The following is a 15,751-nucleotide window of genomic DNA, read 5'->3' on the forward strand; positions in this document are numbered from 1 at the left end:
GTCACGGCCGGAACAACGCCGGCGCCGGGGTCGGCTGTCGATAGTCAGAACTGACTATCGACCCGCCCCGATCGCCGCGATTACCTTGAGACCATGGCGCAGTGGGTGCCGCCCCCGCTCCCGGCCGAATTGATCGCTCGTCGCCGCGGCGCGCTCGTGGGTCGCGGCGCGGAACTGGCGGTGTTCGAACAGGCCTGGGAGCGCGTCGAGCGGGGCAATCGCCAGGCCATCTTCATCGGCGGCGAGCCCGGGGCCGGCAAGACGCGGCTGGCCGCGGAGGTCGCCGGAACGCTGCACGAGCACGGCGTCGCGGTGCTGGTGGGCAGTTCGACGGCCGACGAGGATCTGCCCTATGCGCCCTTCGCCGAAGCGCTCGATCGGCTGTTGATCACCGGTCCGTCGGGCGCGCTGGCCGAACCGCTGGGCGACGCGGGGCCGCAGCTGCGGCGGCTGTCGCCGCAGGTGGTTCGGCATTTGCCCGACACAGGCCCGGCTCCGGACCACGGTTCGCCGCGGCATGCCCTCTTCCACGCGATGACCGGCTTCCTGCGGCGGCTGGCGGTCGATCGCCCGATCGCGTTGATCCTCGACGACCTGCACTGGGCCCAGCTTCCGACGCTGGCGTTACTCGAGCACGTGCTGATCGGCTGCGCCGATGTCCGTGTGCTGGTCGTGGTCACCTTCCGCACCACCGAGCCCGACCGGTCCGACGACCTGGCTACCCGGCTGGCCGAGCTGCACCGGTTCGACGGCGTGCGGCGCCTGGACCTCGCCGGCCTGGACACCGAGGCGATCGCCGAATTCGTGGCGCGCACACAGCAGCTCGCCCCGGCGTCGGCGCGTACGGCCGCCGCCTTGCTGCGCGAGCGAACCGGCGGCAATCCGTTCTTCCTCACCGAACTCGTCAACGAGCTCGAACTCCGCGGCGGCCTTGCCACGCTGGGCACGCAGCACACGGTCCCCGCGTCGATCGGCGACGCCATCGCCCGCCGCCTGGCCGGGCTGGGCAGCGGCGTGCGCGCGGTCATCGAACAGGCCGCGGTGCTGGGCCAGACGTTCGACCTGCCGGCGTTGATCTCGACGAGCGGGACGGAGGCCGGCGCGACGCTGGCGGCCATCGATTCGGCCGAGGCCGTCGGGTTGGTGCGCGCCGTTCACGACTCCGACGGTGAATTCGCCTTCGTGCACGCGTTGACCCGAGAAGCGGTGCTGACCGGGATGGCCGCCTCGCGGCTGCGGGTCATGCATGCGCGCGCCGGGGAGGCCCTCGAGGGGCGCGGCGACCCGGCGCTCGTCCCCCGCCTGGCCAACCACTACCTGCGCGCGCACGTGCTCGGCTACCACGAGCAGGCGTTGCGGTACGCGCGTCGGGCGGCCCGCATGGCCGAGCAGAGCCTGGCCTACGAGGACGCGGCGACGTGGTTCGAGCGGGCGGCGTCGCTGCCGGAGCTCACCCTGGCGGACCGGGCCAGGCTGCAGCTCGACGCGGCCGCCAACCACGTGCGCGGTGGCTCGTTCGCACGGGCGCGGTCCATCTACGAGCGCATCGGCGCGACCGACGATCCGCTCATGCGCCTGGAGGCGGCCGTCGGCTACGAAGAGGCCAATTGGCGTCCCGGGCAATCGAATTCGAAGGCCGCGGACTTGTTGGCGTCGGCTCTGGAATCGTGCGGGCTGCGCGCCGAGGACCCACGCTATGTGCAGGCGCTCGGCAGCCTCGGTCGGGCGCTGTCCTTCGCCGGCGAAGCGGCGCGGGCCCGCGAGGTCGGCGCCGACGCGATCGAGCGCGCGCGGTCCGTCGGCGACGCGGCGGTACTGCTGCACACGCTGAAAACCAGCCTGTGGCAAGGCCTCACCCCGGAGATGAGCGAGATCCAAACCGAGCGCGCGGCCGAGGTATCCCGCATGGCGCTATCGCGCCGCGACTACGAGTCGTTGGGCGCGGCATCGCATTTCCACGCCCAGGTCAGCTACCTGGCGGGCCGGCCCGACGGCCTCGCCGCCGCGACCGCCGATATGCGGCGAGCGGCGCAGAGCTGCGGTCAATCCGCCTTCGGCTTCGTCGGCGCGTGCATCGAGCAGGCGCTGGCCTATCTGGGCGGCGACTTCCCCGGTGCCGAACGATGGGCCGACATCGCCTTGCGCACAGGCGGTTTGTTCGGCGCCGACGACACCGAGGGCTCCAACGGGGTCCAGATGTTCATGATTCGCCGCGAGACCGGCGATTTGAAGCGGTTCGGGGGGTTTGTCGACGGCAGTGAGGCGTTCACCGGCCGCTGGGTGCCGGGTCTGCTCGCCCTGTACACCGAGCTGCGGTGCGAGCGCGGCATGACCCGTGCGCTCAGCCAACTGCTCAACCGCAACCTCGGCGACCGCCTGGAGGATGCGCAGTGGCCGATGGAGCTGGTGTTCATGGTCGAGGCGGCGCTGCAGCTCGGCGATCTCGACGCGGTCCGGGCGCTGCACCCGTTCGTCGCGCGTTACGCCGGAAAGAACTTGGTGGCCGGGCAGTTCGTGGCGCTGTTCGGCAGCGCGGACCGGTACCTGGCCCGCATGGCCGCGCTCTGCGGGGACCGCGCGGCGGCCGACCGGCACTTCGCCGCGGCGATCGAGATGGACCGCCGGATGGGCTCGGTGGTCCACATCAGTGAGACCCTGGCCCGGCACGCGGTGTTCGCCGCGTCCTGCGGACGCACCGACGATGCCCGCCGCCTGGCCGGCGAGGCACGCGCCATCGCCGGTGCGGTCGGCCAGACGCGGGTCGCCGACCTCGCGGATTCGGTGCTCGCCGCGCCTGCCGTGGGCCCGGACGGCTTGACCGAGCGGGAGGTCGAGGTGCTGCGGCTGCTCGCTGAGGGGTTGAGCAACCGGGCGATCGGCGAACGCCTTTTCATCAGCACCAACACCGCGGCGAACCACGTGCGCAACATCCTCATCAAGACCGGGGCGGCCAACCGCACCCAGGCGGCGATGTACGCCGCCGATCACGAGCTGCTCGGGTAGTGCCGCGTCAGATGTCGGACAGGGCCCCGTCCGGCATCACGCGGTCTTTCACCTCGACGACGGCGTCGGCGGGCAGGCCCGCCCGGGCGGCCGCGGACCTGATGGCCTCCGGGGACGGCGCCTCGTAGAGGCAGTACGTCTTGCGTTTGTCCGCCGACAGGAAGGAATACATCCAGCGAACGCCCTCCAGGTCGTTGATCCGGTTGATACCGTCGGCAACTTCGAGGCTGGGTTCCAATTCCTCGGCGAAGTTGCGCTCGACCATGAAGATGGGCACGGCGGACTCCTGTCACTGTCTTGGGTCGAGCCTAGGCCGTCGACGACGGTGAGGACACGGGTATTTTCGGCGGGCGTCACTCCCCCGCCGGCTCGGTCTGACCGGCGAGCAACGTCTGTAGGGTCTCCCGCAACTCGGCCAGTCGCCGCCGTCCCAGCAGCTCCTCCCAGCGCTTCTCCAAATCGACTGCGTTCGAACGCATCACACTCAGTGCCCGCCGGCCGCGCGGCGTCAGCTCGATGATCCGGGTCCGCGCGTCCAGGGGGTTGGGTGCCCGGGTGACGTAGCCGTGCCGCTCCAAGCCGGTGATCGCCTGGGCCACCGCCTGCCGGCTCACCTGCAGTCGGTCGGCCAGATCCGACGCGTGCAGCCCGCCGGCCGCCAACGGGACGAGGGCGACCGCTTGCGCCGGGCGGATCCCATCGAGCCCCGCTTCGGCAAACGCCGCCCGCAAGCGCGGCGCACCCGAGGCGGCCACCAGGTTCACCAGCGCCGGCACGGTCGGCTGCCAGTCGGCATCCGCGGGACGTCGCATGGGAAAGAGTGTGCCACCTCCCCCACGATTGACAAGTACCTTGTCAAAACCGCGGGCGGCTGCCACGATGGCGGTCATGCGATCGCGTTGCGCTCGGGTCATCAGCTTGTGCCTCGTCGCGGCCCTGGCCGCCGCGCTCGGCGGGTGCCTGGGCGGCGGACATGCGCGGGGAGCGCCGGGCGCACAATCGATTCCCGTCGGTCAGTCCACCCAGAGCATCGAGGTGGGCGGCGGCAGCCGGACCTTTCACCTGTATCGGCCCGCGGGTTTGACCGAGGCGGCGCCGCTGGTGGTGATGCTGCACGGCGGCTTCGGCACCGGTGAGCAGGCCGAGCGGGCCTACCACTGGGACGCCGAGGCGGATTCCGGGCACTTTCTGGTGGCCTACCCCGACGGCCTCAACCGCGCCTGGAACGCCGGCACCTGCTGCGGTGAACCGCAGCGCGCGAACGCCGACGACGTCGGTTTCATCGCGACCATGGTCGGTGCCATCGAACAACAGATGCCCATCGATCGCGCCCGCGTCTACGTCACCGGCATGTCGAACGGCGCCATGATGGCGCTCCGCCTGGGCTGCCAGTCCGACCTGTTCGCCGCTATCGCCCCGGTGGCCGGCACGCTGCTGACGGACTGCTCCCGGGCGCGGCGCGCATCGCTGCTACAGATCCACGGCACGGCCGACGACCGGGTGCCCTACGACGGCGGCCCGGGGAAGGCGTTCTCGCTCAACGGGACTGCGCGGGTGGACGGACCGTCGGCGCAGTCCGTCAACTCCACCTGGCGCGCCATCGACGGGTGCGCCCCGCCGAGTACGAGCACCTCCGGCGACGTGACGACACAGACCGCCGGATGCGCGGACGGGCGCACGGTCGAGTTGATCTCGGTGGCCGGCGCGGGCCATCAGTGGCCGGGCGGCGAGCCCAGCCCGCTTGCCGAGCGGGTCGCGGGCATCCCCGCACCCTCGACGGCCCTGGACGCCACCGACACCATCTGGCGGTTCTTCGCGCAGAACCATCGTTAGGGCGCGGCGGATCTCTAAAATTTTAGAGAACGCCCTTCCACCGGCGGCCCCCGGTTGTTACCGTTCCGTAATGCGCCGGGTTGGGGGAGCCTTCGCCGTCCTACTGATCATCGCCTCGGCGCTGGCCGGCCTGTCGAACGCGGGCAGCGCCCGCGCCGACGGCGGGGACGAACCGCAATACGCGGAGTTCTACACGCCCCCCGACCCGTTACCGCCCGGCCGGCCTGGAGACCTGATCCGCACCGAGCCGTCCCGACTGGTGCTGGAGCCGTCGGGCCAGCTGGGTGCGATCATGGCCACCGGGACACGAATCATGTACCGCAGCACCGATACCCGGGGGAACCCGATCGCGGTCACCGGCACCTACTTCGAGCCCTACAACGACTGGCCGGGCCGCGGGCCGCGCCCCTTGATCAGTTACGCGCCGGGCACCCAAGGCCAGGGCAATCAGTGCGCCCCGTCGCGAATGTTCAACCAGGGGATCCACTATTCGGGTGGCTGGGACATCATGTTCAACTACGAGGAGCTGTTCGTAGCGACCATGGTCGCCCGCGGTTTCGCCATCGTGATGACCGACTACGAGGGCCTTGGCACCACCTCCATGCACACCTACGTGGGCCGGGTCGCGGAGGGACAGGCCGTGCTCGATGCCGCCCGGGCCGCCATGAAGCTCCCGGGCACGTCGCTGGATCCCCATGGGCCGGTGGCATTTTGGGGCTACTCGCAGGGCGGAGGCGCGACGGCGTCGGCGGCCGAGCTGGCGTCGGCCTATGCCCCCGATCTCCACATCGTGGGCACCTACGCCGGGGCACCGCCGGCCAACCTCAAGGAGCTCCTCCCGTACGCGGACGGCAGTGCCCTGGTCGGTGTCGTCGGGTACGCGCTCAACAGCGTCATGGCCGCCTATCCCGAGTTCGCCGACGTCATCCGGTCCAAGATGACCCCCCGCGGGCTGGCAATGCTCGAATCCGTCTCGCGTCAGTGCGTCGGACAAACCCTGCTGGACTTCATGTTTCGCCATATCCAGCCGTACTTCACCGAAGACATCAATCAACTGGTCAACGAGGAGCCGTTCAACACCATGTTCGAAGACCAGCGGATCGGGCGCTATCGGCCCAACGCCCCGGTGCTGATCAACAGCAATCGCTACGACCCGCTGGTGCCCTGGACGGCGGCCAACCAACTCGGTCGGGACTGGTGCACCCAGGGCGCCGACGTGGAGTTCCGCACCAACGAGGAGCCGCCGTTCCTCAACAAGCTCGTGATCAACCACGCCCTGCCGATGCTCGTCGACGGGGAGCCGGCCATGCAGTGGATCGCCGCCCGCTTCAACGAAGAACCGACCGCGCCCAACTGCGGTCAGTTTTAGACTGGACCGATCGCAGCACGCAGAAAGCACAATGCGCCCGAGCGGCGCCGCCAGCTCGCCGACGCCGCGATCGATCTGCTGGGCACCAACGGAGTCCACGGCGTCAGCCACCCGCGGGTCGACGATCGCGCCGGCGTGCCGGCCGGCACCGCGTCGTTCTACTTCCGGACCCGCAAGGCGCTGCTACACGCGGCCGCGGCGCGGGTGGCCGAGCTCGACGTGGCCGACTTTTCCCGGATGGCCGAGCTCGCCGGCGATCCAGCAATGCAATTCACCGGCACGGCGGGGCTGGCCCGCATTGTCATGTACGTCAACAGCGAGCCCTGGCTGACCCGCGCCAGGGCGCGCTACGAGCTCGCGTTGCTCGCCGGCCGGGACGCCGAACTGGCGACCACCCTGGACGAGTCCGCGGAGCGGCTCTACACCCTGGCCCGCGACGTCGTCGCCCAATGGCATCCCGACGGCAGCGCGCCCGAGCCGGCGCTGGTCGAAGACCAGGCGATCGCCACGCTGGCCTTCATCAACGGGATCATGCTGACGTTCGTCGCGGGGCAGCCGGCCGTCGACAACGCCGACCACCTCGACCGGCTCCTCCAGGGCGTCATCGCGGGCGTCGCCGCGGTCCGGCCCGACTGACGGTCCCGGGGGCGCCGCCGGTCTCCGGTGGTGTGAGCTGACGTTCAAGCGCTCCGGTGATGTCGGTGGTGGTCACCGCGAGGGCGGTCATGAAGTCGACGAGCCGCGGTCGACTCACATCGATCCGGCCCCGATACCACTGGGTGGTCAGCTCGAGCAGACCGCCGACGACCGTCAGCGCGGTCAGCTTGACGCTTGCCTCACTCCCGGCGGCGTCCCCGAGCAGCGTGCGCATCTGCCCCACCATGACCTCGGTGAGGACGTCGATCACTTCATCTCGACGGCCGGCGAGCGCTTCGGCCGATTGCAGCTCGATCAGAAGCCGTGCGCGGCGCGGGTCCTCGTCGATGAAGGCGAAGGCGAATTCGATCACCGCCCGAGCGCGGGGTGCGATCTCGGGTGGCGACTCCGCGACCGTTGCCATGATCCCGGTCAACGCGCGATTGAACTGGTCCTCGAACGTTGCGATCAGCAACTCATGGCAATCGCGAAAGCTCTCGTAAAAATAGCGGTCGTTGAGTCGCGCGCGGGCGCTGACCGCCCGCACGCGGAGGTTGCCCACCCCCTGCTCGGCAATGGTGTCGAACGCGGCCTCGATGAGTTGCCCACGGCGCTGATCGCGGCGCTGATCGGCGGTTAGGCCGCGGTGCACTGCCATGCGAGCCGGCTCCTCTCACCTGACTCGCGGACTTGCGCCCGCGAGCTCTTTGGTGAAGTATCTCACCAAAGCAGTTTGGTGAACCACTTCACCAAACAACCGTAGGGGGACCGGTGAGACGGGGGAGCTTTTCGGCGATCGATGTGCGCTGCTTCGGGCAGGACCCTGTCGAGAGCCCGTGCGGGGGATCGTCGTCGCCGAGGGGACTGCGGTGACCGCGTCCGTCGATGCCCCGCGACGGATCTCGCGCCGCGGCGGCCCGCCGCCCGAACACACCAGCGAATACAGCACGCGCCTTGCCGCATTGGGCGGATTCGCGGTCCGGCGCAAAGGTTTCGTGATCGGCGCGTGGGTCGGCGTGGCGGTGATCCTCGCGATCGCCTTCCCGCAGCTGGAGACCGTCGTGCGCCGGCAATCGGTCCAGCTGCTGCCCACTGACGTGGCGTCGTTTCAAGCGCTCGACCGCATGGCGGCGGCGTTCGACGAGCGGGGCGCGAAGACCTCGATCGTCGTCGCGATGGAAGACCCTGCGGGACTGGCCCCACCGGCGCGGCACCGCTACGACGCGCTCGTTGCCGCGCTGCGCGCCGACAAAGCGCACGTTCTGCTGGTGCAGGATCTGATCGCCGACCCGAGCACCCGAGCGCACGCGGTGAGCAAAGACGGCAAAGCGTGGTTCCTGCCGGTCGGAATCGCAGGCACGCTTGGGGATCCGACGTCCGCCGAATCCGTCGACGCCGTCCGCGCACACGTGTCCTCCGCGTTCGCCGGATCCTCGACCGTCGCCCACGTCACCGGCCCGGCGGCGACATTCCGCGATCAGATCGCCTCGGGCGAGCACGAATTGCTCTTCATCTCGATTGCGACCGCCGCCCTCATCGCGCTCATCCTGTTGTTCGTCTATCGGTCGGTGGCCACCGCCCTGTTGCCACTGCTGGTGATCGGCGCCAGCGTGGGCGTCGGCCGAGGCGTGCTTTCGGCACTCGGTGAATTCGGCGTCCCGGTCTCGCAATTCACCATCGCATTCATGACCGCGGTGCTCCTGGGCGCCGGCACCGACTACAGCGTGTTCCTGATCAGCCGCTATCACGAGCAGCGACGCCGCGGCCATGCCGCGGAGGAGGCCATCGTCCACGCCTGCGGCAGCATCGGCCGCGTCATCCTGGCCTCGGCGGCAACCGTCGCTTTGGCGTTGGCGTCCATGGTGTTCGCCCACCTGAGCGTCTTCCAGGGGGTCGGGCCCGCCTGCGCCATCGCCGTGCTGATCGGGTTCCTGGCCACCGTTACCTTGCTCCCCCCGCTGTTGGCGCTCGCAGCCAAACGCGGCATCGCCGAGCCCCGCGCCGACCTGTCGCGCCGGTATTGGAACCGGATCGCCGTGTTGGTCGTACGACGGCCCGTACCGCTGCTGGCCGCGAGCCTCGTGGCATTGCTTGCCCTCGGGCTGGTCGCGGTCACCATGACGATCAGCTACGACGACCGCCGCGGACAACCCGCCGGCACCGCCAGCAATGAGGGTTACCAGCTGCTGGATCGGCACTTCCCCAAAGACACCGTCATCAACGAATTCCTGCTCGTGCAGTCGGGCACCGACATGCGCACCGCCCGAAGCCTCGCCGATCTCGACGCGCTGGCCTCGCGGATCGCGCAACTCCCCGGGGTCACTCGGGTCGCCGGTGTCACCCGCCCCACCGGGAATCGCCTCGATCAGGCGCAATTGTCTTGGCAGAACGGGCAAATCGGCGACAAGATGGCCAACGCTGTTGCCGACGGGCAGGCACACCGTGACGACCTGGACAAACTCACCAACGGAGCCGATCAGCTCGCGGCCGGCCTGGGCCGGCTGGACACCACCTTGCGTCGTGCTCTGGCGCCGCTGACCGATCTCTTGAGCCGGACCGGAGAGCAGAATCTGCAGGGCGCCCGCTCCCTGCTGCAACAGCTCGACGCGACCGCACCCGCCGTGGATCAGGCCGCGCGGACCGGCGCGGGACTGCGCCCGCTCGCCCAACAAGCCGCCACCGCGATCGCGGCGATCGCACCCCTTGTCGACAACCTCGACTCCTCGCCCTGGTGTGCCACCACGCCGCAGTGCGCGCAACTACGCGATGAGACTCACGTGCTCGTCACACTGCGCAACGGTGGATTCTTCGACCAAGTCGGCAATCTCGGTGACCAGCTCGGCCAAACCACCACCCTCTCGGCCGCACTCACCGGCATCCAGAGCGCCGCCACCACGATGCAGCAGGCGGCCGGTTCCAGTGGTGAACCCGCGGACCTGATCGGCACCATCCACCGCCTGCAAGACGGCATCGCCCGACTCGCATCGGGAGCCCAGGCGCTCGCCGGCGGGGTACATACCCTTGCCGACAGCAACATTCGACTACTCGGCGGCATGAGCCAAATCGCGGCACAGCTGCAGAATTCCGCACGCGCCACGTCGGGATCAGACTCCGCGTCCGGTTTCTACCTACCCCAGGCCGCGTTCGAGAACCACCAATTCAGCGACATGGCAAGGCATTTCATCTCCGTCGACGGACGCACCGCCCGCTTTGCCATCACGTCGTCATACGATCCCTACTCCGCGGAAGCGATGGCCCTGAATCGCCGGGTCATCGATACGGCCAACGCCGCCCGGCCCAATACCTCGCTGGACAACGCCACGGTCTCCATGGCCGGTTTCACCGCGGTCAATTCCGACCTGCAGCACCTGCTGTCCGCCGACTTCAGCCGCCTGGCCACCGCCACCCTGCTGATCGTCGGCGTCGTCTTGATGCTGCTGCTGCGCGCCGTGGTTGCCCCGCTCTACCTGCTGGGCACCGTGGTGCTGAACTATTTCGCCGCACTGGGCCTGGGAGTGCTGGTATTCCAGCACGGCTTCGGCCACGCCATCGCGTGGCCCGTCCCGCTTTTGGCGTTCATCCTGCTGATCGCGGTCGGCGCGGACTACAACATGCTGGTGATCTCCCGGTTGCGCGAAGAGTCCGCTCGCAACATGCGGGTCGGCGTCCTGCGCACGGTGGCCAGCACCGGGTCCGTGATCACCTCGGCGGGCCTGATCTTCGCCGCCAGCATGTTCGGGCTGATGATCGGATCGCTCGACATGATGGTCCAGGCCGGATTCGTGATCGGTTGTGGGCTCCTGTTGGACACCTTCGTGGTGCGAACCCTCACGGTCCCCGCTATCGCCACCCTCTTGCGGGAGCGGAGCTGGTGGCCGCAGCGAGCACGCCCCGGGTCATCCGTTCAGCATCCCGTCGATCAGCCGGTGTAGCACCTGACGCGTCTCCCGGCGCATGCGCTTCGGATCGTCGGCGGTGGCGATCAGCATGGCGGCCTCGTCGAGCGCGCCGATCAGCACGTGCGCCAGCGGCCGCACCGGCTGCTTGGCCAACTGGCCGGCCCGGATGGCCTCGGTGAGCAACTGTTCGGTCATGCCCAGGCTGTATCGCTGGGCAACATCGCGAAAGCCGGCCCAGCCCAGCACACTCGGGGCGTCCAGCAACATCAGCTGGCGCACCTCGGGATCGCCGCTGACCTCCAGCCACGCGTCGACGGCGGCTCGGATCGCGTCCGCCGGTGTGGTCGCTCCCGATTCGGCCACCAGGGTGCCCATCCGGGCCATCACATCCTGCTCCACGGCTTCGACGACCTCGCGGAAAAGCGCTGCCTTGTCGGCGAATTGGTGGTACATCGCCCCGCGCGTCACCCCCGCGGTGGTCGCGATTTCCGGCGTCCCCACCTCCGCGTAGCCCCGCATTCCCCAGAGCCTGCGGGCAGCGGCGATCAGCGCAACGCGGGTCGCCGCGGAACGCTCTTCCTGAGTCCGTCTCTTGCTTTCCATACAACCTGTTGGTAACTTACGAACAGACAGCCTGTTTGTAAATGCGCCTCGAAGTAGGAGTCCTCTATGCCGACGATCGACATTAGCGCCGGAACCATCCATTACGAAGCAACCGGACCCGACAACGGCAGGCCGGTGGTCTTCGTGCACGGGTACATGATGGGGGGCGAGCTGTGGCGCCCGGTCGGCGAACGCCTCGCCGACCTCGGGCTGCGCTGCATCGCCCCGACATGGCCGCTGGGCGCCCATCCGGAACCGTTGCACCGCGGCGCCGATCGCACCATCACCGGGGTCGCGGGGATGGTCGCCGAGGTGCTGGCCGCTCTCGACCTCGAGGACGTCGTGCTCGTCGGCAACGACACCGGCGGGGTCATCACCCAGCTGGTCGCCGTCCACCACCCCGAGCGGCTCGGCGCGCTGGTGCTCACGAGTTGCGATGCGTTCGAACACTTTCCACCGCCTATCCTCAAGCCGGTGATCCTGGCGGCCAAATCGAAGGCGACCTTCCGGGCCGTGGCGCAGGCCATGCGATTGCTGGCCGCACGCAAGCGCGCGTTCGACGGGCTGGCCCACCGCAACATCGATGAGCTCACCGAGGCCTGGGTGCGCCCGGGCCTGTCCGACCCCCGCATCGCCGAAGACCTGCGCCGGTTCACGTTGTCGATGCGCACCGAGGTGACGACGGGCGTGGCGGCCCGGCTGCCCGAGTTCGGCAAGCCCACCCTGATCGCGTGGTCCGCCGACGACGTGTTCTTCGAGCAGGAGGATGGCGTCCGGCTGGCCGCCACCATCCCGCACGCGCGCCTGGAGGTCATCGAGGGGGCCAGGACGTTCTCGATGATCGATCAGCCGGACCGGCTGGCCGACCTGTTGTCGACGATCGCGGTGCGCACGTAACCACCCGCACCGCGCGGCGGTAGCGTCTTGCCCATGTCAGATGCGACACCACCGCTACGCGGCCGGCGAATCCTGGTCACCGGCGGAGCGACCGGAATCGGCGCGGCCGCCGTGGGAGCCCTCACCGAGGCCGGGGCCGAGGTCGCCGCCACCTATCACCGGACCCCGCCACCGGACGGTCTCGCGGCCACCTGGCTGCAGTGCGACGTGCGCGACGCGGACGCGGTCTCGGCGATGGTGCGGGCGGCCGCCGACCACCTCGGCGGGCTCGACGTGCTGGTGAACGCCGCGGGGCTGTGGCAGGCCGGGATCCCCGGCTACATCGGCGTCGACGAGATCTCGTTCCTGTTGGACACCAACGTCAAGGCGACCATCCTGACCAACCAGGCCGCCTACGCCGTCATGAAGGACCAGGAGCCCAAGGGCGGGCGGATCATCAACTTCGGCTCGTCGGAAGCCGTTATGGGCAGCCCGATCTCGGCCGTCTACGCCGCGACCAAGGGCGCCGTGCAGGCGTGGACCCGGTCGGCCGCCAAGGCCTGGGCCGCAGACAAGATCACCGTCAACGCGCTGGCGCCGGCGGTGCAGACGGCCGGCGCCGACCGGCTGCGCGAGTTCCTCGGCCCCGACGCGAGCGCGTTGATCGACCAGCAGATGCAGATGATGATCCCGTTGGGCGGGACACTCGGCGACCCCACCCGCGATCTCGGCCCCATGCTGGTCTTCCTCGCCGGCCCGGGTTCCGGGTTCATCACCGGACAACTGCTGGCCGTCGATGGCGGCCTGATGATGGTGGGCGGCTAGCGGCGGGCAGCGCGGTCAGTGGTCGCCTCGCCGGCTCCGGCAGTGGGCCGAGGGCCCTTGTCACCAATGGCACCAGCGGAGTCAGCGTTCCTGGTCGTCTTTCGGCGCGGTCAGCCGGCCACCGTGACGCCGCCGGCCGTAGAGATCCATCGATCGGGGTTGTGAGACCTGGCGGCGAAATTGTCGCGCTCGATTCCTGAGCAGAATCAGCGACCTGTGCAACTCGAACAGCATGAGCCAATCTTCGCCCTTGAAGATGGACGGGGCCGATATACACGCACTGTTCGAGAGCGAAACCTGGGAAAATCCGGCGTGAAGACTTCCACAACGCGAGGTGGTCATGGGCTGGGATCGGGGGTGCGGACGGCAGCCACCTGCCGTGCTCTCCCGGTCTTCGGTGCCCCCGCTACCATAAGACGGACCGTCTCGTCTCGCAGCGACCAGGCATAGTGAAGGTGATTTGAGACCGATGACTGAGGACACGATTCAAGCGCTGCTGCAGAAACGCGTGTCCGACCCCGGTGTCGCGGTCAAACACCGTGCCCTGCAGTGGAGTTGGAGTCAGTACCTGGCGGGAGCGGCGCAGCGCGCGGCGGCCCTGATCTCCGCCGCCGACCCGAACCGGCCGATGCACGTGGGCGTCCTGCTGGGGAACAACCCCGAGATGCTGGCCCAGATGGCGGCCGCCGGTCTCGGCGGCTACGTCCTGTGCGGCCTGAACAACACGCGGCGCGGTGAGGCGCTCGCCGCCGACGTCCGGCGCGCGCATTGCCAGTTCCTGGTGACCGATGCCGAACACCGGCCGCTGCTGGACGGCCTGGATTTGGAGGGAACCCAGATCCTCGACACCTCGAGCCAGGAGTGGGCCGAGTTCGTCGGGGGTGCAGGCGAACTGGTGCCGCACCGACAGGTGACCGCGACGGACCCGTTCATGATGATCTTCACCTCGGGAACCAGCGGAAACCCCAAGGCGGTACAGGTGTCACACCTGATGGCGACGTTCGCCGGCATCAACCTGGTCCAGCGCTTCGCCCTGTCCGAGCAGGACACCTGCTACGTGTCCATGCCGCTGTTCCACTCCAACGCGGTGGTCGCCGGCTGGGCGCCCGCGGTGGTCTCCGGCGCCGCGATCGTGCCGGCGAAGTTCTCGGCGAGCAGCTTCCTCGACGACGTCCGTCAGTACGGCGCGACGTACATGAACTACGTGGGCAAGCCGCTGGCCTACATCCTGGCCACGCCCGAGCGCGGCGATGACGCCGACAACCCCCTGCGGGTGGCGTTCGGCAACGAGGCCAACGACAAGGACATCGAGGAGTTCGCGCGCCGCTTCGGTGTGCAGGTCGAGGACGGCTTCGGCTCGACCGAGAACGCGGTCATCGTGATCCGCGAGCCCGGAACGCCGAGGGGTTCGATCGGCAAAGGGGTCGACGGGGTGGCGATCTACAACAGCGAGACCGTGACCGAGTGCGCGGTCGCCCGGTTCGACGCCGACGGCGCCCTGGTCAATGCCGACGAAGCCGTGGGCGAGTTGGTCAACACGGCGGGATCGGGTTTCTTCACCGGGTACTACAACGACCCGGAGGCCAACGCCGAACGCATGCGCCACGGCATGTACTGGTCGGGCGACCTCGCCTACCGCGACGCCGAGGGTTGGATATACCTGGCCGGCCGCACCGCCGACTGGATGAGGGTCGACGGGGAGAACCTCGCCGCCGCGCCGATCGAGCGAATCCTGTTGCGGCACCCCGCGATCAACCGCGTGGCGGTGTACGCCGTCCCGGACGGGCGCGTCGGGGACCAGGTGATGGCGGCGATCGTCCTCAACGAGGGGCGCACCCTGGACCCCGCCGAGTTAGAGGCATTCCTCGACGCTCAGCCCGACCTGTCCCCGAAGGCGCGCCCGCGCTACGTCCGCATCGCCACCGACCTGCCCAGCACCGCCACCCACAAGGTGCTCAAGCGTCAACTCATCGCCGAGGCGACCGATGTCGGAGCGGGGGAAACACTGTGGGAGCGCGACCCACGGGGCACCGCCTATGCCATCGCCACGCCTAGCCCTGGCCGGGAGGCACGCGACGGCGGATCTGACCCTTCGACCGTCGCACCCGCTTGACCGGGTCCCGCGCTGTGCCGCAGGCGATCTCGTCGCGCAGCTGCGCGATGTTGGACAGCTCCGCGTACAGGCCGCGGATCGCGTAGTCCAGGACGGCGAACGAGAAGCGCTGGTCGGGATCGGCGCTGATGCCGAGGTCGCGCGACCGCTGCCGCGACCACAACGCCTCGTCCAGCCGCGCCCGGGTCGCCTCGAGATGGCGATCCAACGTGTCGACGATGTGTTCGGGATCCCCGCCACGGGCGAGCCAGGTCTTGAGGATCACGGGGTGCTTGATGACGACCTGGTCGTCACCCGGGAAGTGTCGCACCCACCGGCGCAGTGCGTCGAGCCCGGCATCGGTGGTCTCGTAGAGCGTGATCGCCCGTTTTCCCGACCGGGCGCCGATCTCGCCGACCATTCCGCGGGCCAACAACCGATTCAGTTCGCGGCGTACATGACTGACCGACGGGGACCAGTAGAAGTGGCCGACCGACAGCTCGGCGCGCATCTTGATCTCGCCCGCCGTGAGTTGCTCGTCGTTGGCGGCGAGCACGCCCAGCACCAGGTAGGCCGTCACCGGCAGGCCGTTGCTGGTGCGCCGGGGGCTCATGG

General features: G+C 69.2%; 13 protein-coding genes. 8 read left to right on the forward strand and 5 right to left on the reverse strand.

The features are described from left to right. The first annotated feature begins 93 nt into the window (after window positions 1–93). A complete protein-coding gene (locus U8D42_RS21385) occupies window positions 94–3,003 on the forward strand; it encodes a helix-turn-helix transcriptional regulator (RefSeq protein WP_322858294.1) in 2,910 nt (969 codons plus the stop codon). A gap of 7 nt (window positions 3,004–3,010) precedes the next feature. Here U8D42_RS21385 and U8D42_RS21390 read toward each other — a convergent pair whose 3' ends face one another. Both U8D42_RS21390 and U8D42_RS21395 read right to left on the reverse strand, forming a co-directional pair. Beyond that, complete coding sequence (locus U8D42_RS21390; protein WP_085239363.1) at window positions 3,011–3,280, reverse strand: DUF4242 domain-containing protein; 270 nt, start codon at window positions 3,278–3,280, stop codon at window positions 3,011–3,013. Window positions 3,281–3,356: 76 nt separating this feature from the next. Further along, the gene (locus U8D42_RS21395; RefSeq protein WP_322858293.1) at window positions 3,357–3,815 is read right to left on the reverse strand and encodes a MarR family winged helix-turn-helix transcriptional regulator; all 459 of its coding nucleotides are present in this window, start codon (window positions 3,813–3,815) and stop codon (window positions 3,357–3,359) included. 76 nt (window positions 3,816–3,891) lie between these two features. Between U8D42_RS21395 and U8D42_RS21400 the strand changes: the two genes are divergently transcribed. The 3 genes from U8D42_RS21400 (at window position 3,892) to U8D42_RS21410 (ending at window position 6,841) form a co-directional block, all read left to right on the forward strand. Next, window positions 3,892–4,836 (forward strand): extracellular catalytic domain type 1 short-chain-length polyhydroxyalkanoate depolymerase, encoded by a 945-nt coding sequence (locus tag U8D42_RS21400; RefSeq protein WP_322858292.1) that lies wholly within the window; start codon window positions 3,892–3,894, stop codon window positions 4,834–4,836. 70 nt (window positions 4,837–4,906) lie between these two features. Then, window positions 4,907–6,205, forward strand: coding sequence for a lipase family protein (locus U8D42_RS21405; protein WP_322858291.1), 1,299 nt, complete (start codon window positions 4,907–4,909; stop codon window positions 6,203–6,205). Between the two features lie 75 nt (window positions 6,206–6,280). Beyond that, window positions 6,281–6,841: a TetR/AcrR family transcriptional regulator gene (locus tag U8D42_RS21410; RefSeq protein ID WP_085239361.1), complete on the forward strand. Its 561-nt coding sequence runs from the start codon at window positions 6,281–6,283 to the stop codon at window positions 6,839–6,841. Here the strand turns inward: U8D42_RS21410 and U8D42_RS21415 are convergent. Beyond that, complete coding sequence (locus U8D42_RS21415; RefSeq protein ID WP_322858290.1) at window positions 6,807–7,499, reverse strand: TetR/AcrR family transcriptional regulator; 693 nt, start codon at window positions 7,497–7,499, stop codon at window positions 6,807–6,809. The genes U8D42_RS21410 and U8D42_RS21415 overlap by 35 nt on opposite strands. A gap of 211 nt (window positions 7,500–7,710) precedes the next feature. On the opposite strand from U8D42_RS21415, the gene U8D42_RS21420 reads away from it, so the two are divergent. Then, the gene (locus U8D42_RS21420; RefSeq protein WP_431523798.1) at window positions 7,711–10,773 is read left to right on the forward strand and encodes an RND family transporter; all 3,063 of its coding nucleotides are present in this window, start codon (window positions 7,711–7,713) and stop codon (window positions 10,771–10,773) included. Here the strand turns inward: U8D42_RS21420 and U8D42_RS21425 are convergent. Continuing rightward, window positions 10,738–11,343 carry a TetR/AcrR family transcriptional regulator gene (locus U8D42_RS21425; RefSeq protein WP_085239358.1) on the reverse strand — a complete coding sequence of 202 codons (606 nt, stop codon included), beginning with the start codon at window positions 11,341–11,343 and terminating at the stop codon, window positions 10,738–10,740. The two genes, U8D42_RS21420 and U8D42_RS21425, sit on opposite strands and share 36 nt — an antisense overlap. 66 nt (window positions 11,344–11,409) lie before the next feature. On the opposite strand from U8D42_RS21425, the gene U8D42_RS21430 reads away from it, so the two are divergent. From U8D42_RS21430 to fadD1, 3 genes are all read left to right on the forward strand, one after another. Continuing rightward, window positions 11,410–12,240 (forward strand): alpha/beta fold hydrolase, encoded by an 831-nt coding sequence (locus U8D42_RS21430; protein ID WP_322858289.1) that lies wholly within the window; start codon window positions 11,410–11,412, stop codon window positions 12,238–12,240. 33 nt (window positions 12,241–12,273) lie between these two features. Next, complete coding sequence (locus tag U8D42_RS21435) at window positions 12,274–13,044, forward strand: SDR family NAD(P)-dependent oxidoreductase (protein WP_090419659.1); 771 nt, start codon at window positions 12,274–12,276, stop codon at window positions 13,042–13,044. 469 nt (window positions 13,045–13,513) lie between these two features. After that, a complete protein-coding gene (fadD1, locus tag U8D42_RS21440) occupies window positions 13,514–15,157 on the forward strand; it encodes a fatty-acid--CoA ligase FadD1 (RefSeq protein ID WP_322858288.1) in 1,644 nt (547 codons plus the stop codon). Here the strand turns inward: fadD1 and U8D42_RS21445 are convergent. Further along, window positions 15,096–15,749, reverse strand: a complete 654-nt coding sequence (locus tag U8D42_RS21445) for a MarR family transcriptional regulator (RefSeq protein WP_322858287.1) — start codon at window positions 15,747–15,749, stop codon at window positions 15,096–15,098. The two genes, fadD1 and U8D42_RS21445, sit on opposite strands and share 62 nt — an antisense overlap. Window positions 15,750–15,751 lie beyond the last annotated feature (2 nt).

Origin of the sequence: Mycobacterium europaeum (assembly GCF_034555895.2) — a bacterium.
Classification (GTDB): domain Bacteria; phylum Actinomycetota; class Actinomycetes; order Mycobacteriales; family Mycobacteriaceae; genus Mycobacterium; species Mycobacterium europaeum.